This window comes from Sanguibacter inulinus (genome assembly GCF_013415325.1).
Lineage (GTDB): Bacteria > Actinomycetota > Actinomycetes > Actinomycetales > Cellulomonadaceae > Sanguibacter > Sanguibacter inulinus.
In genome coordinates this window covers 44,383-69,080 of record NZ_JACBYE010000018.1, presented here as the reverse complement: position 1 = coordinate 69,080, position 24,698 = coordinate 44,383, and the positions used below count along the sequence as shown (strand labels likewise).

General features: G+C 72.1%; 21 protein-coding genes. 18 read left to right on the top strand and 3 right to left on the bottom strand.

From position 1 onward, the window contains the following. Positions 1 to 54 precede the first annotated feature (54 nt). Positions 55 to 1,275 (bottom strand): AMP-binding protein, encoded by a 1,221-nt coding sequence (locus tag HZZ10_RS09265; protein WP_179913283.1) that lies wholly within the window; start codon positions 1,273 to 1,275, stop codon positions 55 to 57. 119 nt (positions 1,276 to 1,394) lie between these two features. Between HZZ10_RS09265 and HZZ10_RS09260 the strand changes: the two genes are divergently transcribed. Together HZZ10_RS09260 and HZZ10_RS09255 are read left to right on the top strand one after the other, a co-directional pair. Then, the gene (locus tag HZZ10_RS09260; RefSeq protein ID WP_179913282.1) at positions 1,395 to 2,483 is read left to right on the top strand and encodes a DUF3048 domain-containing protein; all 1,089 of its coding nucleotides are present in this window, start codon (positions 1,395 to 1,397) and stop codon (positions 2,481 to 2,483) included. Positions 2,484 to 2,599: 116 nt separating this feature from the next. Continuing rightward, positions 2,600 to 2,860: a hypothetical protein gene (locus HZZ10_RS09255; protein WP_056136558.1), complete on the top strand. Its 261-nt coding sequence runs from the start codon at positions 2,600 to 2,602 to the stop codon at positions 2,858 to 2,860. Positions 2,861 to 2,962: 102 nt separating this feature from the next. On the opposite strand, the gene HZZ10_RS09250 is transcribed toward HZZ10_RS09255, so the two are convergent. Beyond that, complete coding sequence (locus tag HZZ10_RS09250) at positions 2,963 to 3,928, bottom strand: 1,4-dihydroxy-2-naphthoyl-CoA synthase (protein ID WP_056136560.1); 966 nt, start codon at positions 3,926 to 3,928, stop codon at positions 2,963 to 2,965. 79 nt (positions 3,929 to 4,007) lie between these two features. On the opposite strand from HZZ10_RS09250, the gene HZZ10_RS09245 reads away from it, so the two are divergent. From HZZ10_RS09245 to HZZ10_RS09230, 4 genes are all read left to right on the top strand, one after another. Then, complete coding sequence (locus HZZ10_RS09245) at positions 4,008 to 4,712, top strand: TetR/AcrR family transcriptional regulator (protein WP_179913281.1); 705 nt, start codon at positions 4,008 to 4,010, stop codon at positions 4,710 to 4,712. A gap of 9 nt (positions 4,713 to 4,721) precedes the next feature. Further along, positions 4,722 to 5,711, top strand: coding sequence for an o-succinylbenzoate synthase (locus tag HZZ10_RS09240; RefSeq protein ID WP_179913280.1), 990 nt, complete (start codon positions 4,722 to 4,724; stop codon positions 5,709 to 5,711). Then, positions 5,708 to 7,648, top strand: coding sequence for a 2-succinyl-5-enolpyruvyl-6-hydroxy-3-cyclohexene-1-carboxylic-acid synthase (gene menD, locus HZZ10_RS09235; protein ID WP_179913279.1), 1,941 nt, complete (start codon positions 5,708 to 5,710; stop codon positions 7,646 to 7,648). The genes HZZ10_RS09240 and menD overlap by 4 nt, the downstream gene beginning before the upstream one ends. A 124-nt stretch (positions 7,649 to 7,772) precedes the next feature. Further along, positions 7,773 to 9,383: a S1C family serine protease gene (locus tag HZZ10_RS09230; protein ID WP_179913278.1), complete on the top strand. Its 1,611-nt coding sequence runs from the start codon at positions 7,773 to 7,775 to the stop codon at positions 9,381 to 9,383. A 247-nt stretch (positions 9,384 to 9,630) separates the two neighbouring features. Here HZZ10_RS09230 and HZZ10_RS09225 read toward each other — a convergent pair whose 3' ends face one another. After that, positions 9,631 to 11,106, bottom strand: coding sequence for an isochorismate synthase (locus HZZ10_RS09225; protein ID WP_179913277.1), 1,476 nt, complete (start codon positions 11,104 to 11,106; stop codon positions 9,631 to 9,633). 60 nt (positions 11,107 to 11,166) lie between these two features. Here HZZ10_RS09225 and HZZ10_RS09220 point away from each other — a divergent pair, with 60 nt between their 5' ends. From HZZ10_RS09220 to HZZ10_RS09165, 12 genes are all read left to right on the top strand, one after another. After that, on the top strand, positions 11,167 to 11,862 hold the full coding sequence (locus tag HZZ10_RS09220) for a demethylmenaquinone methyltransferase (protein ID WP_056136568.1): 696 nt from the start codon (positions 11,167 to 11,169) through the stop codon (positions 11,860 to 11,862). Between the two features lie 410 nt (positions 11,863 to 12,272). After that, positions 12,273 to 13,568 (top strand): geranylgeranyl reductase family protein, encoded by a 1,296-nt coding sequence (locus HZZ10_RS09215; RefSeq protein ID WP_179913276.1) that lies wholly within the window; start codon positions 12,273 to 12,275, stop codon positions 13,566 to 13,568. Continuing rightward, positions 13,565 to 13,927, top strand: coding sequence for an NADH-quinone oxidoreductase subunit A (locus HZZ10_RS09210; protein WP_056136572.1), 363 nt, complete (start codon positions 13,565 to 13,567; stop codon positions 13,925 to 13,927). The genes HZZ10_RS09215 and HZZ10_RS09210 overlap by 4 nt, the downstream gene beginning before the upstream one ends. 111 nt (positions 13,928 to 14,038) lie before the next feature. Then, positions 14,039 to 14,590: a NuoB/complex I 20 kDa subunit family protein gene (locus HZZ10_RS09205; protein WP_056136574.1), complete on the top strand. Its 552-nt coding sequence runs from the start codon at positions 14,039 to 14,041 to the stop codon at positions 14,588 to 14,590. Then, positions 14,587 to 15,381: an NADH-quinone oxidoreductase subunit C gene (locus HZZ10_RS09200; RefSeq protein ID WP_056136575.1), complete on the top strand. Its 795-nt coding sequence runs from the start codon at positions 14,587 to 14,589 to the stop codon at positions 15,379 to 15,381. The genes HZZ10_RS09205 and HZZ10_RS09200 overlap by 4 nt, the downstream gene beginning before the upstream one ends. Next, complete coding sequence (locus HZZ10_RS09195) at positions 15,378 to 16,733, top strand: NADH-quinone oxidoreductase subunit D (protein ID WP_179913275.1); 1,356 nt, start codon at positions 15,378 to 15,380, stop codon at positions 16,731 to 16,733. The genes HZZ10_RS09200 and HZZ10_RS09195 overlap by 4 nt, the downstream gene beginning before the upstream one ends. Beyond that, entirely contained in the window at positions 16,730 to 17,683 is a 954-nt protein-coding gene (nuoE, locus tag HZZ10_RS09190) for an NADH-quinone oxidoreductase subunit NuoE (RefSeq protein ID WP_179913274.1), read from the top strand. Before HZZ10_RS09195 ends, nuoE begins: the two co-directional genes overlap by 4 nt. Then, positions 17,680 to 19,029: an NADH-quinone oxidoreductase subunit NuoF gene (gene nuoF, locus HZZ10_RS09185; RefSeq protein ID WP_179913273.1), complete on the top strand. Its 1,350-nt coding sequence runs from the start codon at positions 17,680 to 17,682 to the stop codon at positions 19,027 to 19,029. Before nuoE ends, nuoF begins: the two co-directional genes overlap by 4 nt. Beyond that, entirely contained in the window at positions 19,029 to 21,680 is a 2,652-nt protein-coding gene (locus HZZ10_RS09180; protein ID WP_179913272.1) for an NADH-quinone oxidoreductase subunit G, read from the top strand. The genes nuoF and HZZ10_RS09180 overlap by 1 nt, the downstream gene beginning before the upstream one ends. Beyond that, the gene (gene nuoH, locus HZZ10_RS09175; protein WP_179913288.1) at positions 21,680 to 23,053 is read left to right on the top strand and encodes an NADH-quinone oxidoreductase subunit NuoH; all 1,374 of its coding nucleotides are present in this window, start codon (positions 21,680 to 21,682) and stop codon (positions 23,051 to 23,053) included. Before HZZ10_RS09180 ends, nuoH begins: the two co-directional genes overlap by 1 nt. Continuing rightward, entirely contained in the window at positions 23,046 to 23,825 is a 780-nt protein-coding gene (gene nuoI, locus HZZ10_RS09170; RefSeq protein ID WP_228087327.1) for an NADH-quinone oxidoreductase subunit NuoI, read from the top strand. The genes nuoH and nuoI overlap by 8 nt, the downstream gene beginning before the upstream one ends. Next, entirely contained in the window at positions 23,822 to 24,697 is an 876-nt protein-coding gene (locus tag HZZ10_RS09165) for an NADH-quinone oxidoreductase subunit J (protein WP_179913271.1), read from the top strand. The genes nuoI and HZZ10_RS09165 overlap by 4 nt, the downstream gene beginning before the upstream one ends. Position 24,698: the final 1 nt, after the last annotated feature.

The following is a 24,698-nucleotide window of genomic DNA, read 5'->3' as shown; positions in this document are numbered from 1 at the left end:
GTGCGGGGGCGTGCCCCTGCGACCCACTCGGAGGAGGTGGCCATGGTGCTCCGTTCAGCGGTCGGACGTCGAGGTCGGTCGTCCGAGACGACGCGCCGCGAGCAGCGCGACCGCACGGCGGTCGACCTTTCCGGGTCCGCGGAGCGCGAGGGCGTCGGTGACGACGACGTGGCGGGGTGCGGCCGGCGCTCCCAGGATATCGGTGACGTGGGACCGGGCCTCGGCGAGGAGGGTGTCCTGCGACACGTCGGTGCCGCCGAGCGCCGGCGTGACGACCGCGACGACGACCTCGCCCCACTCGGGATCCGGCAGCCCGACCACGCAGACCTCGCCGACCTCGGGGAGGCCGACGAGGACGGCCTCGACTGCTGCAGGGGCGACGTTGACACCGCCGCTGATGATGACGTCGTCGGCCCGACCGAGCACGGTGAGCGTCCCGTCGGGGGCCAGCTCGCCGAGGTCGCTCGTCCTGAACCACCGGGCGGGACCAGCCTCGGCGTGGGACCGGGCACGAGGTCTCGCCTCTGCGGCCGGGTCTGGCGCTGGGGCTGTCAGGGCGTCGGTCACGAAGGCGGCCGCAGTGGCCTCCGGGTCGTCGAGATAGCCGTCGGCCAAGACCGGCCCGGAGATCTGCACCCGCCCGTCGACCGTGCGGACCGTGACCCCGTCGAGGGGACGCCCGTCGTACACGCAGCCGCCGGCGGTCTCGCTCATGCCGTAGGTGGTGACCACCCTGACGCCTTCGGCACGGAGCTCGTCGAGGACAGGGGCAGGCGTGGCCGCGCCGCCGAGCAGCACGGCGTCGAAGGAGGCGAGCGCCTCCAGCCCGGCAGCATCTCCGTCACGAGCCTCCGAGAGGAGCCTGTGCACCTGCGTGGGCACGAGCGAGGTGTAGCGCCGCGTGCCGTCGACCTGGTCTGCTGCGGCCGCGAATGCCGCGCCACGGAAGGTGGGCGCGAGGTCGAGGACCACAGGCACGGTCCCGGCGAGCACAGACCTGGCGACCACCTGCAGCCCGGCCACGTGCGTGGTGGGCAGGGCGAGCAGCCACGAGCCGTGGCCGCCGAGCCTCGTCGCCGTCGCCGTCCCGGAGGCACGCAGCGCGGTGCCCGAGACCTGCACGCGTCGAGGTTCACCGGTCGATCCAGAGGTCGGGACCACGACGCACGCGGACGCCTCGCCCGGGGCGGCGGCGAAGGCGGCCTCGACACGCCGCCGGGCGTCGTCTGCCGCGAGGTGGGTCGCGCTCGGGGAGGTTTCAGCCGGGTCCTTCACCAGACCAGACTAGGTCGGGTCCTACTCTTGTCTCGACCCGCGCGCAGCGGCCGTGCCCAGCACAGGCCCTCGCGCTCAGCACCAGACGGCCTCAGAGCCCGTGACGAGGGAGCCCCCACGTGCAGCGACACCACCGCACGCCGACCGGAACCGCGAGACGGCAGGGCCGCGCCAGGCTCGCCGTCGCGCTCGTCTCGACCGCGCTGCTGCTGGCCGGGTGCTCGGGCGACGGCGACGCGACCGTGACCACCGGAGCCACCCCCGACGCGACGTCCGACAGGGCTGCGGCTCCGGACCCGGCCCTGCCGACGACCTGGCCGCTCACCGGTGTCGAGTCCGCCGAGCTCGCGAACCGCCCGGCGATCGCCGTGAAGATCGAGAACTCGCGCGAGGCGCGCCCGCAGACCGGGCTCGAGGCAGCCGACGTCGTCTGGGAGGAGGTCGTCGAGGGCGGGGTGACCCGCTACATCGCGGTCTACCACTCTCAGCAGCCCGAGGTCGTCGGACCGATCCGGTCGGTCCGCCCGATGGACGCGAACATCATCGCGCCGCTGCACGGCCTCATGGTCTTCTCCGGCGGGCAGCCGCCCTTCGTCGACGCCGTGGCCACCAGCGGGCTCCAGATCGTCTCGAACGACCGCGGCGACGCAGGATTCTCGAGGTCCTCGGACCGTCGCGCACCGCACAACGTCTACGGCGCTCTCGCCGAGTTCGCCGGGCAGGCAGACCCGACGCACCTGGACTCCCCGGCCGAGCAGTTCGAGTTCGCGGCCGACCCCGCGAGCGCGTCGACGGCTGCGGGTACCCCGGCAGGCGCGCTGGCGATCACGATGTCCGGCTACAGCAGCCCCTCCTGGGCGTGGGACGCGGCCTCTGGCCGCTACCTGCGGTCCGAGGGGACGACCCCCGCCGTCTCGGTGACCGGCGACCAGCTCGGGGCGACCAACGTGGTCGTGCTGAGCGTGCCCGTCGTGGACACGGCCTTCCTCGACCCGGCCGGCACCCCGGTCCCCGAGACCCAGGTCATCGGTTCCGGTGAGGCTCTCGTGGTCTCCGGCGGCCAGTCCGTCCCGGCGACCTGGAGCAAGGAGGGGACGGGCACGCCTGTCGTCCTCACCGGAGCCGACGGCCAACCCGTCCAGCTCGCTCCTGGGAACACCTGGGTCGAGCTCGTCCCGAGCAACGGCGGGGCGTTCTCGATCGGCTGACTCATCCGTCAGGCTGACCCCGGCGCACCGGGGTCAGCCTGACGCATGACGGCCGGGGGACCACGACCATCCGTCGGCCCGATGTGCCCGCGCCCGCGCGAGGGAAAGATCGAGTCATGGCAACCTTCACGCACCCCAGGCTCCCGATCCGTCAGGCTCGCTCCGCACGCCCAGCGCGCGCGACGACGCCCTCAGTCCGCAGGTCTGTCACCTCGCGGGCCGTCACCGGCTACGACTCGACCGACGAGCCGCGTCGCGCCGCATCCGTGGTCCCCGTCCTGCTGGCCTTCGGGGCGCTCGTCCTGCTGAGCGTCGCGGCGGCGTACTTCGGCCGCGAGGTGATCTCCTTCGTCGGCTCTTTCCTCGCGGCGCCCTGAGTCTCACGGCTGAGCCCCACGGCTGACTCGCAGCCGCTGCCCCCAGCGTCCCGCTGAACAGCCGCTGCCCCCGGGCGTCCCGTCGAGCAGCAGGCGTGCCGCTCAGAAGTAGTACGGGTACGCCGACCAGTCGGGGTCCCGTCGCTCGAGGAACGCGTCCCGGCCCTCGACGGCCTCGTCCGTCATGTACGCCAGACGCGTCGCCTCACCGGCGAACACCTGCTGGCCCGCGAGCCCGTCGTCAGCCAGGTTGAAGGCGAACTTGAGCATGCGGATCGCCTGGGGCGACTTCGTCGCGATGGTCCGCGCGTACTCGAGGGCGAGGTCTTCCACGTCGGCGTGGTCGGCCACCTCGTTGACGGCGCCCCACTCGTAGGCGTCCTGCGCGGAGTACTCCCGGGCGAGGAAGAACACCTCGCGCGCCCGCTTCTGGCCCACCTGCCGGGCGAAGAGCGCCGAGCCGTAGCCGGCGTCGAAGGACCCGACGTTCGCGTCGGTCTGCTTGAACCGCGCGTGCTCGCGGCTCGCGATCGACAGGTCCGCCACGACGTGGAGCGAGTGACCGCCGCCGGCCGCCCAGCCGTTGACCACGGCGATGACCACCTTCGGCATGGTCCGCATGAGCCGCTGGACCTCGAGGATGTGCAGCCGGCCGGCCTGGGCGGGGTCGATGTGGTCGGCCGTCTGCGCCGCAGAGCCGGACTCGTCGGCAGTCGTGTACCTGTAGCCGTCACGCCCTCGGATGCGCTGGTCGCCACCCGAGCAGAAGGCCCAGCCGCCGTCCTTGGGGCTCGGCCCGTTGCCGGTGAGGATCACCGCGGCGACGTCGGAGGTCATGCGTGCGTGGTCCATCACCCTGTGCAGCTCGTCCACGGTGTGCGGACGGAAGGCGTTGCGGACCTCGGGCCTGTCGAAGGCGATGCGCACCACGGGGAGGTCGCGCTCCTGCTCGCCGGTCCTGTCCACGCCGCGGTGGTACGTGATGTCGGTCAGCTCCTCGAAGCCGGCGACCAGGCGCCACCTCTCGGGGTCGAAGGTCTGGGACACAGGTGCGGGGAGAGAGCTCACGCACCCACCCTAGGCGACAGCGCCGGCGCCGCGACCGCCCCGAAACATGCCGGTCACAGAGCCTCGCTATGGTCTGCGGGTGACCACGCCGCTGCGCCGCCAACCCCGGGGGGCCGCGCGCCGCGACGCGATCGTCGAGGCCGCCGCCGCCCTGGTCGTCGAGGCCGGCCCCTCGACCCTCACGCACAGGACCATCGCGCAGCGCGCCGACGTTCCCCTCGCGGCGACCACGTACTACTTCGCCTCTCTCGACGACCTCGTGGGCGCGGCAGGGACCCGGCTCGCGGAGCGGTGGGCGGTCCACGCCGACGCCGTGCTCGCCGCTGTGACAGCCGAGGTGACAGCCGACCTGACGGCCGAGGTGACAGCCGACCTGACAGCCGAGGTGACCGCAGGTGCGACCGCAGGGGTGGCTGAAGTCCTCGGGCGACCTGGCTCCGTCACCGCGGTGCTCTCGCTCGAGCGCCGGTGCGCCGTGCTCGTCGACGCCGTCCTGCCGGCGGGCGGTCCCCTCGCCGTCCGCGGCCACTACGAGCACCTCGTGAGCGCGGGACGCGACGACACCCTCGCCGGTGCCTACGCGGCCGGGCGCGCCGGGCTCGACGAGGCCGTCACGCAGATCGTCGACCTGCTGGACATCCCTGTGGGGCCCGAGATCGTCGTGGCCGTCGTCGACGGGGCTGCGGTGTCGGCGCTCAGCGAGGGCGGTGACGTGCGGGTGCACGCCGAGCTCCTCCTGCGGCGCACGCTGCTCGCGCTCCAGCCCGCGGCCGCCGGGGCCTAACCTGGTCAGGTGCACGTCTACACGACCCCCCTGACCACGCGGTTCCGAGGCCTCGACGCCCGCGACGGCGTCCTGCTCGAGGGAGCAGCCGGCTGGGGCGAGTTCTCGCCCTTCTGGGACTACGACGACGCGGAGTCCGCCGCCTGGTGGTCTGCGGCCCGCGAGGCCGCCGACCTCGGCTGGCCCGCCCCGGTGCGCACCCACGTGCCCGTCAACGTCACCGTCCCGGCGACCGACCCCGAGCGTGCGCGCAGCATCGTGCTCGCCTCGGGCGGCTGCCGGACCGCGAAGGTCAAGGTCGCCGAGCGCGGGCAGAGCCTCGCCGAGGAGATCGCCCGGCTCGAGGCCGTCCGGGACGCGCTCGGGCCCGGCGGCAGGATCCGCATCGACGCCAACGGGGCGTGGGAGGTCGACGAGGCCGTCTCCAGGCTGGTCCACCTCGACCGCGCCGCGGGCGGGCTCGAGTACGTGGAGCAGCCGTGCGCCGACGTCGCCGGTCTCGCAGCCGTGCGCCGACGCACCTCGGTGCCCGTCGCCGCCGACGAGTCTGTCCGCCGGGCCGAGGATCCCTTCGAGGTCGTCCGGCAGGACGCTGCCGACATCATCGTGCTCAAGGTCCAGCCCCTCGGCGGGGTCCGTGCCTGCCTCGAGCTGGCCGAGCAGGTCGGGCTGCCCGTCGTCGTCTCGTCAGCCCTCGAGAGCTCGGTCGGTCTGGCTGCCGGGGTGGCCCTCGCGGCCGCGCTGCCGCGCCTCGACCACGCCTGCGGGCTGGCCACCTCCCAGCTGCTCGTGCAGGACACCGTCGACGAGCCGTTGCTCCCTGTCGACGGCGCGATCGCCGTCGGGCGTCCTGTCCCGAGCCCGGCGTCCCTCGAGGCGACCGACGCCGCCAGGCTGGCGCCCGAGGTCGCCCGGCGCTGGGCCGAGCGGGTGACCCGCGTCGAGGCGCTCGTCGCGAGCACCGCCAAGACCGCCCGCGACGGCGGGGGAGCGGCGTGAGCGCCGCACCGTCCGGGCCTGCAGCATCGGCTCCCTCGGTGGTCGCTGCGCACACCCTCGTCGAGACCCTGGTCGGTCTGGGGGTCCGTGAGGTCGTCCTCGCACCGGGGTCGCGCAGCGCACCCCTCGCCTACGCCCTCGCGCACGCCGTGCGCTCGGGCTGCCACCCGGGTCTGCGTCTGCACGTGCGTGTCGACGAGCGCGACGCGGGCTTCCTCGCGCTCGGTCTGGCCAAGGGTGCTGGTCTCGTGGCCGGGCGGTCCGCGCGTGGGGTGACGGCAGGCTCCTCGTCTGACATCCCCTCGCCGGCTGCCCCCTCGCCGACCGCACCTGTCGCCGTGGTGACGACCTCCGGGACTGCCGTGGCCAACCTGCACCCGGCCGTGCTCGAGGCGCACCACGCAGGGGTCCCGCTGCTCCTGCTGACCGCAGACCGCCCGCACGAGCTGCGGGGCACGGGTGCCAACCAGACGGGCGACCAGGTCGGGATCTTCGGCTCGGCGACCCGGCTCGCCCTCGACGTGCCTGCGCCGACGGGTCGTCCGGGTGAGCTCGGCGACCTGCGTGCGCAGCTCGGTCGGGCTGTCGCTGCGGCCACGGGCAGCCGGACGGCGTCCCCAGGGCCGGTCCAGGTGAACCTGTCCTACAGGGACCCGCTCGTCCCGACGGCCGCTGACGTCGAGCTGCTCTCACGGGGGCTGGCCGTCGACGGCGGTGCCGGGTCGTCGCCCCTGGTGCTCGCCCGCGTGGTCCCCCGGGAGACGGCGACCGACGCCCCTGCGGAGATCCTCGCGCTCGCCGACGAGCCGGCGACGGTGGTCGTCGCCGGTGACAGCGCCGGGGACGTCGCACGTGCCCTCGCCGAGGCCCGCGGCTGGCCCCTGCTCGCCGAGGTGTCCTCGGGCGCTGCGGCCGGGCCGAACCTCGTCGCCGCGCACCGCCTCGTGCTCGGCGGCTCGCCGTTGACGGCACAGGTCCGCCAGGTGGTGGTGCTCGGCCGACCGACGGTGTCCCGTCCCGTCCAGATGCTCCTCGGCTCGGGGGCGAGGGTCGTGGTCGTGGCGCCCGGTGCCGAGCAGTGGCCTGATGCCGCGCGCTCTGCGTCGGTCGTGCTCGCCGCGGTCCCCTCTGCCTGGCTCGACCAGGCTGGCGGGGCTGACCGGCTCGACGAGCCCGACGGACCTGGCGAGCCCGACGGACCTGGCGCGGTCCCTGCGGCCGGGCGCTCGTGGCTCGAGAGGTGGCAGACCGCCTCGACCGCAGCCCGCACCGTCGTCGAGACGACCGTGGCTGGTGGCGGGGGGACCGGCCCAGACGCAGGCACCGGCGCACGTCCCACCTCGCTCGCCGTGGCGGCCGAGGTCGCGCGGGCCAGCCAGCCTGACGACGTGCTCGTCGTCGGGTCGAGCAGCCCGGCCCGCGACCTCGAGCTCGTCGCCTCCTGGCACGACGCGCCCGTCGTCGTGTCGAACCGTGGTCTCGCCGGGATCGACGGCACGGTCTCGACCGTCGTCGGCGTCGCGCTCGCCGCGCAGGCCACCGGCCCGACGACGGTCCGAGCCCTGCTCGGCGACCTCACGTTCTTGCACGACGTCGGCGGTCTGCTCCGCGGGCCCGACGAACCCGCCGTCCAGGCGCAGGTCGTGGTCGTGAACGACGACGGGGGAGCGATCTTCGCGACCCTCGAGCACGGGCGTCCCGAGCACGCGGACATCTTCGAGAGGGTCTTCGCGACCCCGCACGGCGCCGACCTCGGTGCGCTCTGCGCCGGGTACGGGGTGCACCACGAGGCCGTCAGCAGCGTCGGAGCCCTGCGTGAGGTGCTCGCCGCGCCCCGCCCGGGGATCAGCGTCGTGGAGGTGGTGGTCGACCGTCAGGACCGTGGTCCGCAGGGTCGGGCGCTCGCAGACAGGGTGACGGCAGCGCTCGGCGGCTGAGGCTCCGCCGCACCTCACGTACCGGACATCATTCGCAGCAAGTTCCCAGGAAAGTTCAAGGGTCGCCACAGATCGAGGGGGTTGAGTAGGGGTCAGCAGAAAGACCCGGAGAGAGGGAACCCCCATGACGACTCAGCACACACCAGCAGACGGAACCCCCGCGGACGGCGCTGACCGTCGGCAGGGCCACCAGCCCACCGAGCGCATCGAGCCGGTGCAGCAGACCCGGCCGATGCCGCCCGTCCCCGAGGCGCCCCGGACCGAGGCCGTGCCGCAGGCGCACGCCGCCCGGTCTGAGCACCAGCCTCAGCACGACACCTTCAGCACGCACCAGGGCTCGGGCCAGCACGGCTTCGCAGGTGCTCAGCACGCTCCCCAGCAGCAGCAGCAGCAGCACGGCTACGGCGCGGCCTTCGGCCAGCAGCCCCCGCAGGGCGGTGGCACAGCCGTCGCGACAGCCCCGGCCAAGCGACGCCTCGTGCTGCCGATCGCCACGACGGCGGTCCTGGCCGCCGTGCTCGCCAGCGCCGGCACCGCCGCGCTGACGGGCCAGCTCGGCTCGGACGACGCCGCGGGCACAGCCCCGACGAGCATCAGCAGCGTCGGCCAGAAGAACGACAGCTCGGTGGCCGTCCCGGTCGCCGAGTCGACCGACGGCTCGCCCGACTGGAAGGCCGTCAGCGCAGCCGTCGCGCCCTCCGTGGTCGCGATCAAGGTGACGACGGCCGAGGGCCAGGGCGAGGGCTCGGGCGTCATCATCGACGACCAGGGCCACATCCTCACCAACGACCACGTCGTCGGCGGCGCGAACGACGACACCGTCCAGGTGACGCTCGCCGACGGCCGGGTGTACGAGGCCAAGATCACCGGTCTCGACCCTGCGACAGACCTCGCGGTCGTGCAGATCGTCGACCCGCCCTCAGACCTCCAGTCGGCCGTCTTCGCCGACTCGGCCGAGGTGACCGTCGGCGACGCCGTGATGGCCGTGGGCAACCCGCTCGGCCTGTCGAACACCGCGACCACGGGCATCGTCTCCGCGATCGACCGCCCCGTGAGCACGGCGACCTCGGCGAGCAGCCAGGCACCCGTGGTCACCAACGCGATCCAGATCGACGCCGCGATCAACCCGGGCAACAGCGGTGGACCGCTCTTCAACTCCCGTGGTGAGGTCATCGGCATCACCTCGTCGATCGCGTCGCTGTCCCAGTCGAGCTCGTCGAGCCAGTCCGGCTCGATCGGCCTCGGCTTCGCGATCCCCTCGACCCTCGCGAAGAACATCGGCGGGCAGCTGATCGACTCCGGGACCGCAGAGCATGCCTTCCTCGGCGTCACGCTCGGCGACGGCACCGGCACGGCCGACGGCACCACCCGTCAGGGCGCTGTCGTGGGCACGGTCTCGGACGGCTCTCCGGCTTCTGAGGCCGGGCTGCAGGCCGACGACGTGGTCGTCGCGATCGACGGCAAGGCCGTCACGGGCGCGGAGTCGCTCACAGGCTTCGTCCGCGGTCTCGCCTCCGGCACCGAGGTCACCCTCACGGTGATCCGCGACGGCAAGTCGATCGACGTCCCGGTGACGCTGGCGACGAAGACCGAAGACGCGACCAGCAACGACCAGGGCTCGGACGGCAGCGGCGACAGCGGGAGTACGCTCCCTGGTCAGGGCACGCTCCCCGGCTCGGAGTCCCCGGGCAACATCCCGGACCTGGGCGACCTGTTCCCCGGCCAGAACGGCTGAGGACAGGACACACACTCCTCCCCGGCGCGCCCCCCTCGCGCCGGGTGAGGACCCGGCGGCGCCACGTTCCCCTGCGTGGCGCCGCTTCTGCGTGCACGGTCCGGGGCGCAGGTCCGGAGGTCGTGAGGTGCCCGGCGCGTACGGAGCTCCTGGCGCACGGGACGTGCTCGGCGCGTTCGACGTGCCTGGTGCTCAGGACGTGCCTGCGCTCAGGGCCTGCCTGGCGAGGCCCGAGCGTGCGGGACGACTAGTCCGAGCCGACGGTCTCCGCGCCGAGGGCCAGCCGCATCGGCTCGAGCTTCGCCTCGGTCTCGGCCAGCTCGGCGACGGGGTCGGAGGCGGCGACCACGCCGCATCCTGCGAAGAGCCGGGCCGAGCGGGGGTCCTCGGGGTCGAGCGAGGCAGAGCGCAGCGCGATGCCCCACTCGCCGTCGCCGTCGCCACCAACCCAGCCGACGGGACCTGCGTAGCGCGCGCGGTCCATGCCCTCGAGGGCACGGATGAGGTCGTTCGCGTCGGGCGTCGGGGTACCGCACACGGCGGCGGTCGGGTGCAGCGCAGCGGCCAGGGTCAGGCTCGACGGCGGGGTGACGGTCGGGCTGACTGCGGACGTGGACGTGCTGCCCGGTCCGACCAGACCTGAGGGGCCTGCCAGCCCCGTGGTCCCGGTCGAGCTTGCAGAGCCCGCCTGGGCGGCCAGGCTGCCCGTCCCCCGCGTGCACAGCACGCCGGTGACGTCGCTCGCGAGGTGCAGCACGTTCGGCAGGTGCAGCACGAAGGGCGTCTCGGGGACGTTGAGCGACTGGCAGAACGGGGCGAGCGCCTCGGCGACCGACGCGACGGCGTACTCGTGCTCTTCGAGGTCCTTGGAGGAGTGCGCGAGCTTCGCGGCCCTGGCGAGGTCGGCCTCCTCTCCGCCGGTCCGGCGGATGGTGCCGGCGAGCACCCGCGAGGTGACCAGGCCCTTCTCGCTGCGGACCAGCAGCTCGGGGGTCGCGCCGACCATGCCGTCGACGCTGAAGGTCCAGCAGCCCGTGTACGCGGTCGCCAGGCGGGTCAGCAGCCAGCGCGGGTCGATAGGCTGCTCGGTCCGTGCCTGGACGTCGCGCGCCATGACCACCTTGTCGAGGCGGCCGTCGCGGATCTGCTGGACAGCCTGCTCGACGGCGTCGGTCCACGCCTCGTCCGCGACGGCTCCCTGGCTGTACGTCACGGCGCCGGGTGCTGTCACCGGCTCGACGTCCTCGAGCACGTGGGCGAGCGTGGGGACAGGGGCGAGGGTCGGCGCCGAGCCGGCCGAGGTCTGCGAGGTCGTGATGGTCGTGATCCACGCGGTCCGTCCGCGTCGTCCGACGACCACCCGCGGGACGACGAGCACGCTGCGCTGCTCCGACCCCTCGTCGAAGGCGAAGGACCCGAAGGCCACGGGGCCCGTGCCGGGCAGGTCGACGTCGTCGCGAACGACGGCGCGCGAGCGCAACGCCGCCCAGGCGGCCTCGGCGTCCGCGAACCGGGTGGGGCCGCGCGTCTCGACGCGGGCCACCTCGCCCCAGGCGACCAGACCGTCGCCGCGGCGGACCCAGGCCAGGGGGGCGGTGCGGGGGAGCAGCCTGAGCAGCGCTGCGGGGTGCTCGTCGAGGACGGTGCCGAGCAGCGTGGTGCGGACCACGAGCTGGGGGGACGACGGTTCGGGGGCAACGTCCGCGGACGACAGGGGATTCATCGCCTCCAAGCGTACGACCGCGAGGTGCCGCGTGCGTGCCTCGGGTGAGAGCATGGCCTCATGTCACGTGCGAGCCTGGACAAGAAGCCCACCGAGGTCGCGTCGATGTTCGACGGGATCGCCCAGCACTACGACCTGGTCAACGACCTGGTCTCGGCCGGGCAGACGAGGTCGTGGCGTCGCGCCACCCTCCAGGCCGTCGACGCCCAGCCCGGGGAGACGGTCCTCGACCTCGCCGCGGGGACCGGCACGTCGAGCGAGCCCTTCGCCGCGGCCGGCGCGCGCGTGGTCCCGTGCGACTTCTCCTTCGGCATGCTCAGCGTCGGCAAGTCCCGCAGGCCCGACCTCCCCTTCACAGCCGGCGACGCGACCCGTCTGCCCTTCGCCGACGCGTCTTTCGACGCCGTGACCATCTCCTTCGGGCTGCGCAACGTGGTGGACACCGTGGGCGGGCTCCGCGAGATGCTGCGCGTGGTGCGCCCGGGCGGGCGCCTGGTGGTGTGCGAGTTCTCCCAGCCGACGTGGAAGCCGTTCCGCACCGTCTACTCCGAGTACCTCATGCGTGCCTTGCCGAAGGTCGCCGGGGCCGTGACCAAGGACTCCGGGTCCTACGAGTACCTCGCCGAGTCGATCCGCGCCTGGCCCGACCAGGAGGGCCTCGGCCGTCTCCTGCTCGATGCCGGGTGGGGCTCTGTCGGCTACCGCAACCTCACCGGCGGGATCGTCGCGCTGCACAGGGCGACACGCCCGGCCTGAGTCGTCTCCTGGGTCGTCACCCGGGCGTCGGCCGGCTGCCCGGCCGACGCGGTGCCCGGGTGCGCCCCTGGCGCTGCGGCCCGGGTCTGCGGCCCGGGTCTGCGCCGCCGTGCGGGGCGGCGGCACCGGACGCTGCGGCGTCGTTCGGCGCGCTCTGGCCGTGCGCTCCCGCAGGTCGCTGACCTGCGCCCAGGCAAGGGTCGCCTAAGCAGACAATGTGAGGGAACCGTGGATAGAGTGGCCTCGTCGCTTGTGAAGAAGTTCACAAGCGGTCGTCGCGAGACGGCCAGGATCAGCAGCACGACCCGCAGGACCAGCACGGCAGGTACGGGGCTCGACGGTGACCTCTGTCACGGCGTGACCCCCGGCCCAGACCTCACAGGCAGCTCGCGTCGGACAGGTGGCACGGCATGAGACTCACGGGCAACGATGACGCAGACGTCATCGTCGTCGGCGCGGGCCCGGCCGGGTCTGCCGCTGCGCACTACTGTGCCGCCGCTGGCCTCGACGTCATCCTCATGGAGAAGTCAGGCTTCCCTCGCGACAAGATCTGCGGCGACGGACTGACCCCGCGAGCGGTGAGCGAGCTCGTCCGGATGGGTGTGCCCACCCGCGAGGAAGACGGCTGGATCCGCAACATCGGCCTGCGCGCCGTCGCGGGCGGACGGTCCTTCGAGTTCCCCTGGCCCGAGCTCCGCTCGTACCCGTCGTACGGGCTCGCGCGCTCGCGGATGAACCTCGACCAGACCCTCGCCGAGCACGCCCGGGCGACCGGCGCCAAGCTCATGGAGCGCACCAACGTCACCGGACCCGTCGTCGACGAGCGGACCGGTCGGGTGGTCGGTGTCACCGCCAGGCCCGTCGACGCCGACGGACGTCGCGCCGGCGACGAGACCACCTACCGCGCACCTGTCGTCATCGCCGCCGACGGTGTCTCGGCCCGCATGGCGACGTCGCTCGGCATCGAGAAGGCCATGAACCGGCCGATGGGTGTCGCGGTCCGCACCTACTTCACCAGCCCCCGCCACGACGACCCGTGGATGGAGTCCCAGCTCGAGCTGTGGGACGGCGCCCCGGGGAAGTCCAACCTGCTGCCCGGGTACGGCTGGATCTTCGCCCTCGGCGACGGCACGGTCAACGTCGGCCTCGGGTCGGTCTCCTCGACGGCCGCCGCCACGAAGATCGACTACAAGAAGCTCTTCGCGCAGTGGATGGAGAACACCCCCGAAGAGTGGGGCTTCACCCCCGAGAACCAGATCGGCCCGGTCCGCGGGGCCGCCCTGCCGATGGCCTTCAACCGCAAGCCGCTCTACACCCGCGGACTCATGCTCGTCGGTGACTCGGGCGGCATGGTGAGCCCCTTCAACGGTGAGGGCATCGCCTACGCCATGCAGGCCGGCCGCGTCGCCGCCGACGTGATCGCCCAGGCCGCCGCACGGACCACGGACGACTCGCGCGAGCGGGCCCTGTCGACCTACGCCGACACCATGAGCCGCGACCTCGGCGGCTACTACACGCTCGGGCGGATCTTCGTCCGGGTGATCGAGCACCCGCGCGTCATGCGCCTGTGCACCACCTACGGGCTGCCCAGGCCGCTCGTCATGAAGATCGTCGTCAAGCTCCTGTCCGACTGCTACGAGCCTCACGGCGGCGACATCGTCGACCGCGTGATCGCCGGGCTCGCGAGGGTGGTGCCGAACGCATGAACAACCCCTACGTCCCGCTGCTGGTCCTCATGGGGATCGCGATGGTCCTCGCTCTCGGCGGCGTCGCCGCGAGCGCTGTCATCGGTCCCAAGCGCTACAACCGCGCCAAGCTCGACGCCTACGAGTGCGGGATCGAGCCGACACCGCACGCGACGGGCGGGGGGCGCTTCCCGGTGAAGTACTACCTGGTCGCGATGACCTTCATCATCTTCGACATCGAGGTCGTGTTCCTCTACCCGTGGGCCGTCGACTTCTCGACGCTCGCGATGTTCGGGCTCGTCGCGATGCTCTCTTTCCTCGCCCTCATCACCGTGCCCTTCGTCTACGAGTGGCGCCGCGGCGGATTCGAGTGGGACTGATGACTCTGCACCTGCGCACCTGCACCTCCCGAGGAGGACCGTCGCGCGTCTCGACCGCGCTGCGAGCCTGTCCGACCTCGGCCACGCCACGCGACGAGAGGTACTGACGACATGGGGATCGAAGAAGCTCCCTCAGGATTCCTCCTGACCACCGTCGAAGACCTTGCGGGGTACTTCCGCAAGGGTTCGCTGTGGCCGGTGACCTTCGGGCTCGCGTGCTGCGCGATCGAGATGATGGCGGCGGGCGCGAGCCGCTTCGACCTCTCGCGCTTCGGCATGGAGGTGTTCCGCGCGTCGCCGCGCCAGGCGGACCTCATGATCGTCGCGGGACGCGTGAGCCAGAAGATGGCTCCGGTGGTCCGTCAGGTCTACGACCAGATGCCCGAGCCCAAGTGGGTGCTGTCGATGGGTGTGTGCGCGTCGAGCGGCGGCATGTTCAACAACTACGCGATCGTCCAGGGTGTCGACCACATCGTTCCCGTGGACATCTACCTGCCCGGGTGCCCGCCCCGCCCCGAGATGCTCATCAACTCGATCCTCGCGCTGCACCAGCAGATCCAGGACCAGCCGCTCGGCGTCAACCGCCGGGAGGCAGCCCGCGCCGCCGAGGCCGCCGCGCTCGAGGCGACCCCGACCTCCGCGATGAAGGGGCTGCTGCGATGACGGAGAAAGACCCCGGCACGACGGGAGGGTCGGCGGCCGAGCCGCGGACCGACGTGACAGCCGGCGGCGACGTGCTCGCGGCCCCGGCCGCTCCCGAGGGGCGTGAAGAGCTCGAGGTGGTCGAGGTCCGCACAGGCATGTTCGGCGCTCACGGCTCGGGGGACACCTCAGGCTTCGGCGGTCTTGTCCGCCCGGTCACCCGGCCGCTCGCGACGCCGAGGCCCTACGGCGGCTGGTACGACGAGGTGGTCGACGTCCTCGCCGAGGTGCTGGCCGAGGGTGGGACAGCCTTCGACGCTGCTGTGGAGGGTGTGGTGGTCGACCCGCCCGCCGGTTCGGGTGCGCGGACCGAGCTGACCATCCACGTGCGGCCGGAGCACATCGTCGCGGTGTGCCAGGCGCTGCGCGACGACCAGGACCTCCGCTTCGAGCTGAGCCTGGGTGTCTCGGGCGTGCACTACCCCGGTGACGTCGGGCGAGAGCTCCACGCGGTGTACCACCTGACGTCGATCACCCACGGCCGGTCCTTGCGCCTCGAGGTCACCGTCCCCGACTCCCACCCGCACATCCCGACGACCACGACCGTCTACCCGACGAACGACTGGCACGAGCGCGAGACCTGGGACTTCTTCGGGATCGTCTTCGACGGTCATCCGGCCCTGGCCCGGATCGCCATGCCTGACGACTGGCCGGGCCACCCGCAGCGCAAGGACTATCCGCTCGGTGGCATCCCCGTGGAGTACAAGGGTGCGACGGTGCCCCCGCCGGACCAGAGGAGGTCCTACTCGTGAGCACGCAGAGCAGATCAGGGACGCCGCACGCCGCACGCCCGCCTGTCGACGACACGTCGGTCCCGTCCTTCGAGTCCTCGGGCGGGGACTGGGACGAGATCGCGGCCGAGATCGCCGAGCTGGGCGAAGAGCGCATCGTCGTCAACATGGGTCCCCAGCACCCCTCGACCCACGGGGTCCTGCGCCTCATGCTCGAGATCGACGGCGAGACCGTGACCGAGGCGCGCTGCGGGGTCGGCTACCTGCACACGGGCATCGAGAAGAACATGGAGTTCCGCACCTGGACCCAGGGTGTCGCCTTCTGCACGCGGATGGACTACCTGGCCCCGTTCTTCCAGGAGGCCGCGTACTGCCTCGGGATCGAGCGGCTGCTGGGCATCGAGGACGACGTCCCCGATCGCGCGCAGGTGATCCGGGTGCTGCTCATGGAGCTCAACAGGGTCGCGAGCCACCTGGTGTGCCTGGGGACCGGCGGCAACGAGATGGGCGCGACGACGGTCATGACCATCTCCTTCACGGCCCGCGAGGAGATCTTGCGGATCTTCGAGTCGATCACGGGGCTGCGCATGAACCACGCGTTCATCCGCCCAGGAGGTGTCGCGCAGGACGTCCCGGCGGGACTGTCCGAGGACTTCTGGCACATGGACACCGAGGTCCGCAAGTACCTCGCGCAGCTGGGCGACCTCATGCTCGCCAACCCGATCTTCAAGTCCAGGCTCGTCGGCACAGGGCACCTCAACCTCGCGGGCTGCATGGCGCTCGGGGTGACAGGTCCGGTGCTCCGCTCGGCGGGCCTGCCCTACGACGTCCGCAAGTCCGCGCCGTACTGCGGCTACGAGACCTACGACTTCGACGTGCCGACCTCGACCGACGCCGACTGCTACTCCCGCGTCGTGCTGCGCATCGAAGAGTGCTACCAGTCGCTCAAGATCGCCGCGCAGTGCATCGAGCGGCTCGAGCGCTCCGTGGGTGAACCCGTGATGGTCGCCGACAAGAAGATCGCGTGGCCCGCGCAGCTGGCGGTCGGGACCGACGGTGCGGGCAACTCCTTCGAGCACATCAGGGAGATCATGGGGCAGTCGATGGAGGCTCTCATCCACCACTTCAAGCTCGTGACCGAGGGCTTCAGGGTCCCGGCCGGGCAGGTGTTCCAGACCGTCGAGCACCCCCGAGGCGAGCTCGGCGTGCACCTGGTCTCGGACGGCGGCACCCGTCCCTACAGGGCGCACTTCCGCGACCCGTCCTTCAACAACCTGCAGGCTGTCGCCCTGATGTGCGAGGGCGGCCAGGTCGCCGACGTCGTCGTCGCGGTCGCCTCGCTCGACCCAGTCCTGGGAGGTGTGGACCGATGAGCCTCGAGACCCAGCCCGCCGGGCAGCGACCTGTCGGCCCCACGGGGACCGGCTACGACGAGGTCACCCTCGCCCGGCTGACCGCCGACGCCCACCAGATCGTCGCCCGGTATCCGCAGGCCCGCTCCGCGCTCCTGCCGATGCTGCACCTCGTCCAGTCCGAGGACGGCTACGTCTCGCGCTCGGGCATCACGTTCTGCGCGGGGGTCCTCGACCTCACCCCGGCCGAGGTGTCGGCTGTCGCGACGTTCTACACGCAGTACAAGCGCCGCCCCAACGGTGAGTACACGGTCGGGGTCTGCACCAACACGCTCTGCGCGATCATGGGCGGCGACGAGATCTTCGACGAGCTGTCCGAGCACCTGGGGATCGGCCACGACGAGACGACCGACGACGGCGCGGTGACCCTCGAACGCATCGAGTGCAACGCGGCTTGCGACTACGCGCCGGTGATGATGGTCAACTGGGAGTTCTTCGACCAGCAGACCCCGGTGAGCGCCCGCGGCGTCGTCGACGACCTCCGTCTGGGCAAGGACGTCGCACCGACCCGCGGTGCGTCCTCGGTGTGCTCCTTCAAGCAGATGTCCCGCGTCCTCGCGGGGTTCACGGACGGCCGCGCCGACGAGGGCGTCGGAGCCGGCGAGCCCACCACCCGGGGGACCCGGCTGGCGCGCGAGCACGGCTGGACTGCAGGCGCCGACGGCCCGGGTGGGACCGGTGCCGAAGACCAGACCCCCGACGAGGACGCTCCAGCCCAGGGCGGCGGGGCCGCCGACGCGACCCCGTCGACAGGCGCCGAGCAGTCGAGCGCCGAGCGCACCGAGGAGACACCGGCCGACACCTCGCCGGCCACCACCACGTCGACCGACGAGCCGGCACCGGCCGCCGACGAGAAGACCGAGCCTGCGGCCGCCGACACCACGTCGACGACCACCGAGGGGGAGCGATGAGCACCGAGCTCGCACCGGTCCTCTCCGCGCACTGGGAGGCCGAGCGCTCCTGGACGCTGGAGACCTACCTGGCGAACGGCGGGTACGAGGGACTGCGCGCAGCCCTCGCCCAGCCTGCCGCCGACGTCGTCCAGACCGTCAAGGACTCCGGCCTGCGCGGCCGAGGCGGTGCAGGGTTCCCGACGGGCATGAAGTGGGGCTTCCTGCCCGCCCCCGACGGCGGCCCGCGGTACCTCGTGGTGAACGCCGACGAGTCCGAGCCGGGGACCTGCAAAGACATCCCGCTCATGCTCGCCACACCGCAGACCCTCGTCGAGGGGGTGGCCATCACCTCCTACGCGATCGGCTGCCACCACGCCTTCATCTACGTCCGCGGGGAGGTCCTGCACGTCTACCGCAGGCTGCTCAAGGCCGTCGAGGAGGCCTACGCCGCAGGGTTCCTCGGCAAGGACGTGCTCGGCTCAGGATTCGACCTCGACGTCACCGTGCATGCCGGCGCGGGTGCGTACATCTGCGGCGAGGAGACCGCGCTGCTCGACTCCCTCGAGGGGCTGCGCGGCCAGCCGAGGCTCAAGCCGCCCTTCCCGGCCGTCGCCGGTCTCTACGCCCGGCCGACAGTCGTCAACAACGTCGAGTCTGTCGCCTCCGTGCCGCAGATCGTCGCCCGCGGGGCCTCCTGGTTCACCTCCATGGGGACCGAGCGGTCGGCCGGCCATGGGCTGTTCTCGCTCTCGGGCCACGTCACGCGTCCAGGCCAGTACGAGGCACCGCTCGGCATCACCCTCCGCGAGCTGCTCGACATGGCCGGTGGCGTCCGAGAGGGGCACGAGCTGAAGTTCTGGACGCCCGGCGGGTCCTCGACGCCGATCTTCACGGCCGAGCACCTCGACGTCCCGCTCGACTACGAGTCTGTCGCCGCCGCAGGTTCCATGCTCGGCACCCGGGCGCTGCAGATCTTCGACGAGACCACCTCGGTGGTCCGCGCCGTGACCCGGTGGACCGAGTTCTACGCCCACGAGTCCTGCGGCAAGTGCACCCCGTGCCGTGAGGGCACGTACTGGCTCAAGCAGGTGCTCCGGCGCCTCGAGGCCGGGCAGGGCACGCAGGGCGACATCGACACGCTCCTCGACACCTGCGACAACATCCTCGGCCGCGCGTTCTGCGCCCTCGGCGACGGTGCCACCTCGTGCATCACCTCAGCCGTCCAGTACTTCCGGGAGGAGTTCGAGGCCGGGATGCACACCCCCGCGAGCGAGCTGTTCCCACCCGCGCGCTCCGCCCTGTTCGACTATCCGCCGAGGACGCGGGCCGCTGCGCTCGCAGGAGCCGGCGCAGGAGGCCACTGATGACCGTCACCGACAACAAAGGCGCTGTCGACAAGGGCGCACAGGCCGAGCCCCCCGCACGGCCCGACCACATCAGCTTCACCCTCGACGGCGTCGAGGTCTCCGTGCCCAAGGGCACCCTCGTCATCCGCGCAGCCGAGCAGGTCGGGGTGCAGATCCCGAGGTTCTGCGACCACCCGCTGCTCGAGCCCGCCGGTGCGTGCCGCCAGTGCCTCGTCGACGTCGCGATGCCCGACCGCGAGGGCAACGTCCGTCCGATGCCCAAGCCGCAGGCCTCCTGCACCCTCGAGGCGACACCCGGCATGGTCGTCAAGACCCAGCACACCTCGGCTGTCGCCGACAAGGCGCAGAAGGGGGTCATGGAGATGCTGCTCATCAACCACCCCCTCGACTGCCCGGTCTGCGACAAGGGCGGCGAGTGCCCCCTGCAGAACCAGGCCATGAGCAACGGTCGGCCGAGCAGCCGCTTCGTCGACGTCAAGCGGACCTTCCCCAAGCCGATCTCGATCTCGACCGAGATCCTCCTCGACCGCGAGCGCTGCGTCCTGTGCCAGCGCTGCACGAGGTTCTCCAAGCAGATCGCCGGGGACGCCTTCATCGACCTGCAGAAGCGTGGCGCGCAGCAGCAGATCGGCCGCTTCGACACCGACGTGCTCGGCTTCGCGGACCCCGTCGGCCCGGGCGACAGGCCCACGGGCGGCGCCGAGCCCGACGAGTCAGGTCAGCCCTTCGCGTCGTACTTCTCCGGCAACACCGTGCAGATCTGCCCGGTCGGTGCCCTGACCGGGGCCGCCTACAGGTTCCGGTCCCGTCCCTTCGACCTCGTCTCGACGCCGTCCGTCGCCGAGCACGACTCCTCGGGGTCGGCGATCCGCGTCGACCACCGCCGCGGCACCGTGATGCGCCGGCTGGCGGGGGAGGACCCTGCGGTCAACGAAGAGTGGATCACCGACAAGGACCGTTTCGCCTTCACGTGGCAGACCGCGCCCGACCGGATCAACACACCGATGATCCGCGAGCGCGGGGCCGACGGCTTCCGGGGCGAGCTGCGCCCCGCCAGCTGGATGGAGGCCTTCGACGCGGCCGCCGCCGGTCTGCGGGCCGCGTGCACAGCAGACAGGCGCTCGGCCGGCGGTGTCGGTGTGCTGCCCGGCGGTCGGCTGACGATCGAAGACGCCTACGCCTACGCGAAGTTCGCCCGGGTGGTGCTCGGCACCAACGACGTCGACCACCGTGCCCGGGTGCACTCCGACGAAGAGCTCGCCTTCCTCGGGCACGCCGTCGCCGGTTCTGGTCTGGGTGTCACCTTCGACGCTCTCGAGTCGGCCTCGGCCGTGCTGCTCGTCGGGCTCGAGCCCGAGGAAGAAGCCGGGGTCGTGTTCCTCAGGCTGCGCAAGGCCGCCAAGACTCGCGGTCTGCGGGCGTTCAGCATCGCGCCCTTCGCCTCGCGTGGTCTGCTGCGGATCGGCGACCGCGGCGGAGAGCTGCTCCCCGCCGCGCCGGGGACCGAGCCCGAGGTGCTCGACGACGTCGGGACCGACGACGACCTCGCCCACGTCCGTGACGCGCTCGCGGACGGCGGCCGGGGCGTGATCCTCGTCGGGGAGCGCCTCGCCGGCGTCCCCGGAGGCTTCTCCGCCGTGCTGAGGCTCGCCGAGCACACAGGAGCACGGGTCGCCTGGGTCCCGCGGCGTGCTGGTGAGCGCGGCGGGGTCGAGACCGGCACCCTGCCCACCCTGCTGCCGGGCGGTCGCCCGGTCTCCGACGCCGCGGCGCGGGTCGACCTCGCGGCCGCGTGGTCGGTCGACACCCTCCCGCAGACCCCGGGCCTCGACACGGCCGGGATCGTCTCGGCGCTCGCGGAGGGGCGGCTGCGCGGTGTGGTCGTCGGCGGTCTCGAGCTCGCCGACCTGCCCGACCCTGTCGCGGCGCGCGGTGCCCTCGAGGTGGCGGACTTCGTCGTCTCGCTCGAGGTGCGGGCGAGCGACGTGACCGAGCACGCGGACGTGGTCTTCCCCGTCGCCCCGCCGGCCGAGAAGGCCGGCGCGTACTGGAGCTGGGAAGGGCGCATCCGTCCCTTCCCCGCAGCGCTCGACTCCTCTGCGCTGTCCGACCACAGGGTGCTCGACGCCGTCGCCGACGTCATGGGTGTCTCGCTCGGTCTGGGTTCGCTCGACGCCGTGCGCGCCGAGATCGAGCAGCTCGCCGGCTGGGACGGTGCGCGGGTCGAGGCTCCTGCCGAGCCCGTGACCGAGCCTGCGGGGCTCCAGCCTGGTCAGGCTGTGCTCGCCGGGTGGCGGATGCTGCTCGACTGCGGGCGGGCCCAGGACGGCGAGCTCTTCCTCGCCGGGACGGCCAAGCGGCCTGTCGCCCGGATGTCGGCCGCGACCGCGGCGGCGCTCGTGACCGGCGCAGGCAGGGGTGCGGCCCCTGTCGGCGGTGACCTGCCCTCGTCGGTCGAGGTGTCCACGTCGACAGGCGCGATCACGCTCCCGCTCGTCGTGACGGACATGCCGGACCACGTCGTCTGGGTGCCGCTCAACTCCCCGGGGTCGCAGGTGCACAGCACCCTCGGCGTCTCGCCCGGCGCCGTCGTCCAGGTGCGCGCCGCCGGCGCCGCACCGACCTCCGTCGAAGGGCACGGTGCGTGATGGTCGACTTCTCGAACGACACCTTCTGGACCTACCTCGTCAAGGCCGTCCTCATCCTCGTGTTCTTGCTGACGAGCGTGCTCATCGCGATCTGGTTCGAGCGCAAGGTGGTCGCCCGCATGCAGGTGCGGCCAGGGCCCAACGTGCACGGGCCCTTCGGGCTCCTGCAGTCCCTCGCCGACGCGATGAAGCTGCTGCTCAAGGAAGACATCACCGTCAAGGCGGCCGACAAGATCGTCTACCTCGTCGCGCCGATGATCTCGGTGTTCTGCGCGCTGCTGACCTTCGCGGTCATCCCGCTCGGACCGCAGGTGACCATCCCCTTCACGAACATCTCGACACCCGCGCAGCTGACAGACTTCCCCGTCGCGGTCCTGTACATCCTCGCCTGCGCGTCGGTCGGCGTGTACGGGATCGTGCTCGGCGGCTGGTCCTCGGGCTCCACCTACCCGCTGCTCGGCTCGGTCCGCTCGACGGCGCAGGTCATCAGCTACGAGCTCGCGATGGGGCTGTCCCTCGTGAGCGTGTTCATCATGGTCGGCTCGATGTCGACGGGTGACATCGTCGACTACCAGACCGAGTACTGGCTGATCCTGCCGCTGTTCCCGGCCTTCCTCATCTACGTGATCTCGATGGTCGGCGAGACCAACCGTCTTCCCTTCGACCTCCCCGAGGCCGAGGGCGAGCTCGTCTCCGGGTACATGACCGAGTACTCCTCGATGAAGTTCGCGTGGTTCTTCCTCGCCGAGTACATCAACATGATCAACGTCTCCGCAGTCGCCACGACGCTGTTCCTCGGCGGGTGGCGCGCCCCCTTCCCGATCTCCGCGATCAACGACGGCATGTTCAACGAGGGCTGGTGGCCGATCCTCTGGTTCCTCGTGAAGATGTGGGGCTTCATGTTCCTCTTCGTGTGGATCCGCGGGACGGTCCTGCGCCTGCGCTACGACCAGTTCATGCGCTTCGGCTGGAAGGTGCTCATCCCGGCGGCGCTCGCCTGGATCGTGTGCGTCTCTGTGGTGCGCGGCGTCCGCGAGTTCAGCGGTGTCGACCTCCAGACCGTCGGGGTCGTGGTCTTCGCGGTCGCCCTGCTGGCGATGCTGGTGCTGAGGTTCTGGCCCGAGAAGCAGCCTGCGTCGGCGCAGGAGCCGGGAGTTACGGGCGCCGGCGGTGCTGCGGCCGGCGAGCCCTTCGACGCCTTCGCGGGCGGATATCCCGTCCCCCCGCTGCCCGGTCAGTCGCTCCCGCCCTCGCCGCGTGCAGCACGGCGCCAGCGAGCCACGGCGGCGATCTCCGCAGGTCCAGGCGACCCAGGCGTCCCAGCAGCGTCCGACAGCTCGACGGCCCACGCGAAGGAGACCGACGATGAGTGACCACGGCACGCACGGCACGCACAGCGGTGACGGCGGCCGCGAGACGACCGGCGGACCTGCAACAGGCTCGACCGACGGCGCAGCCGGGTACCAGCAGCTGCGCCCGGCCGCGTCGGGGGTCCGCGAGCTCATCGCGCCCGTCGCGGGATTCGGCGTGACCTTCTCCTCGATGTTCCGGCCCACAGTCACGGAGCAGTACCCCTTCGAGAAGGTGCCCACCAAGCCCCGCTACCACGGCCGGCACCAGCTCAACCGCTATGCCGACGGCCTCGAGAAGTGCATCGGTTGCGAGCTCTGCGCCTGGGCCTGCCCCGCGGACGCCATCTACGTCGAGGGCGCAAGCAACGCCGACCTCCCCGACGGGGGCCACAGGTCACCCGGTGAGCGGTACGGGAGCGTCTACCAGATCAACTATCTGCGCTGCATCTTCTGCGGCCTGTGCATCGAGGCCTGCCCGACCCGCGCGCTCACCATGACCAACGAGTACGAGCTGACGGGCCCGACACGTGCCGGGCTGATCTTCGAGAAGGAGGACCTCTTGGCCCCGCTGCGCGACGGCATGCTCGCCGCACCGCACCCGATGGTCCCCGGGACCGAGGACACCCAGTACTACCGCGGCGAGGTCACCGGACCGACGCCCGAGCAGGTCGCCTGGGTCGCCGAGCACAGGCCCGACGACCCGACGCTCGAGACGGCGCGCGCCGCCGCCGGGCGGGGCGCCCCGGGTCCAGCCGCGACTGCACCCGCTCCGACCGGGACGGGCCGCTCGTGACGAGCGGGGCGGAGGCCGTCCTCTTCTGGTGCCTCGCGCCGCTCATGGTGATCGCCGCGCTCGGGCTGCTCTTCGCCCGCAAGGCCGTGCACGCCACGCTCTGCGTCGTCTTCGTCATGGTCTGCCTGGCCGTCATGTACGTCGCCCTCGAGGCGCCGTTCCTCGGCATCGTGCAGATCGTCGTCTACACGGGCGCCGTGATGATGCTCTTCCTCTTCGTCATCATGCTCGTCGGCGTGGACGCCTCGGACTCCCTCGTCGAGACCATCCGTGGCCAGCGGCTCGTGGGCTGGCTGCTCGGCATCGGGCTCGGCGCCGTGCTCGTGGGTGTGATCCTGCGGGTGTCCTTCCCCGCAGGGATCGGTCTCGAGGCCGCGAACGCCGACACCAACCCCGTCGCGATCGCCCGGGTGCTCTTCGGCGACTTCGTGTTCAACCTCGAGGTCGTCGGCGTCCTGCTCATCACGGCCGCCCTCGCCGCCCTCACGCTCACCCACAAGCAGCGGCTCACCCCGCGCGTGGGTCAGAAGGAGCGCGCCGACGCACGGGTCGCGAGCGGAGAGTCGCTCGTCCCGCTGCCCGCCCCGGGGGTCTATGCCCAGCGCAACGCGATGGACGTCCCGGCCCTCGACCCGCAGGGCCGCCCCATCGAGGCCTCGGTCTCGCGGGTGCTGCGGGTGCGCGGGCAGGAGCGGCAGGCGCCGCTCGACGCGCAGATCGCGCACCTGTCCGGCCAGGGACCACGAGGTGTCGGCTCGGGCCCGTCGCACGACGTGGACCGCACGGACCGGCCCGGCGAGCCGACGGCAGACCCTGTCGCCCCGGGTGCGGACGACCCCACCCCGCCGCGGACCACCGAGGAGGAGAGCTGAC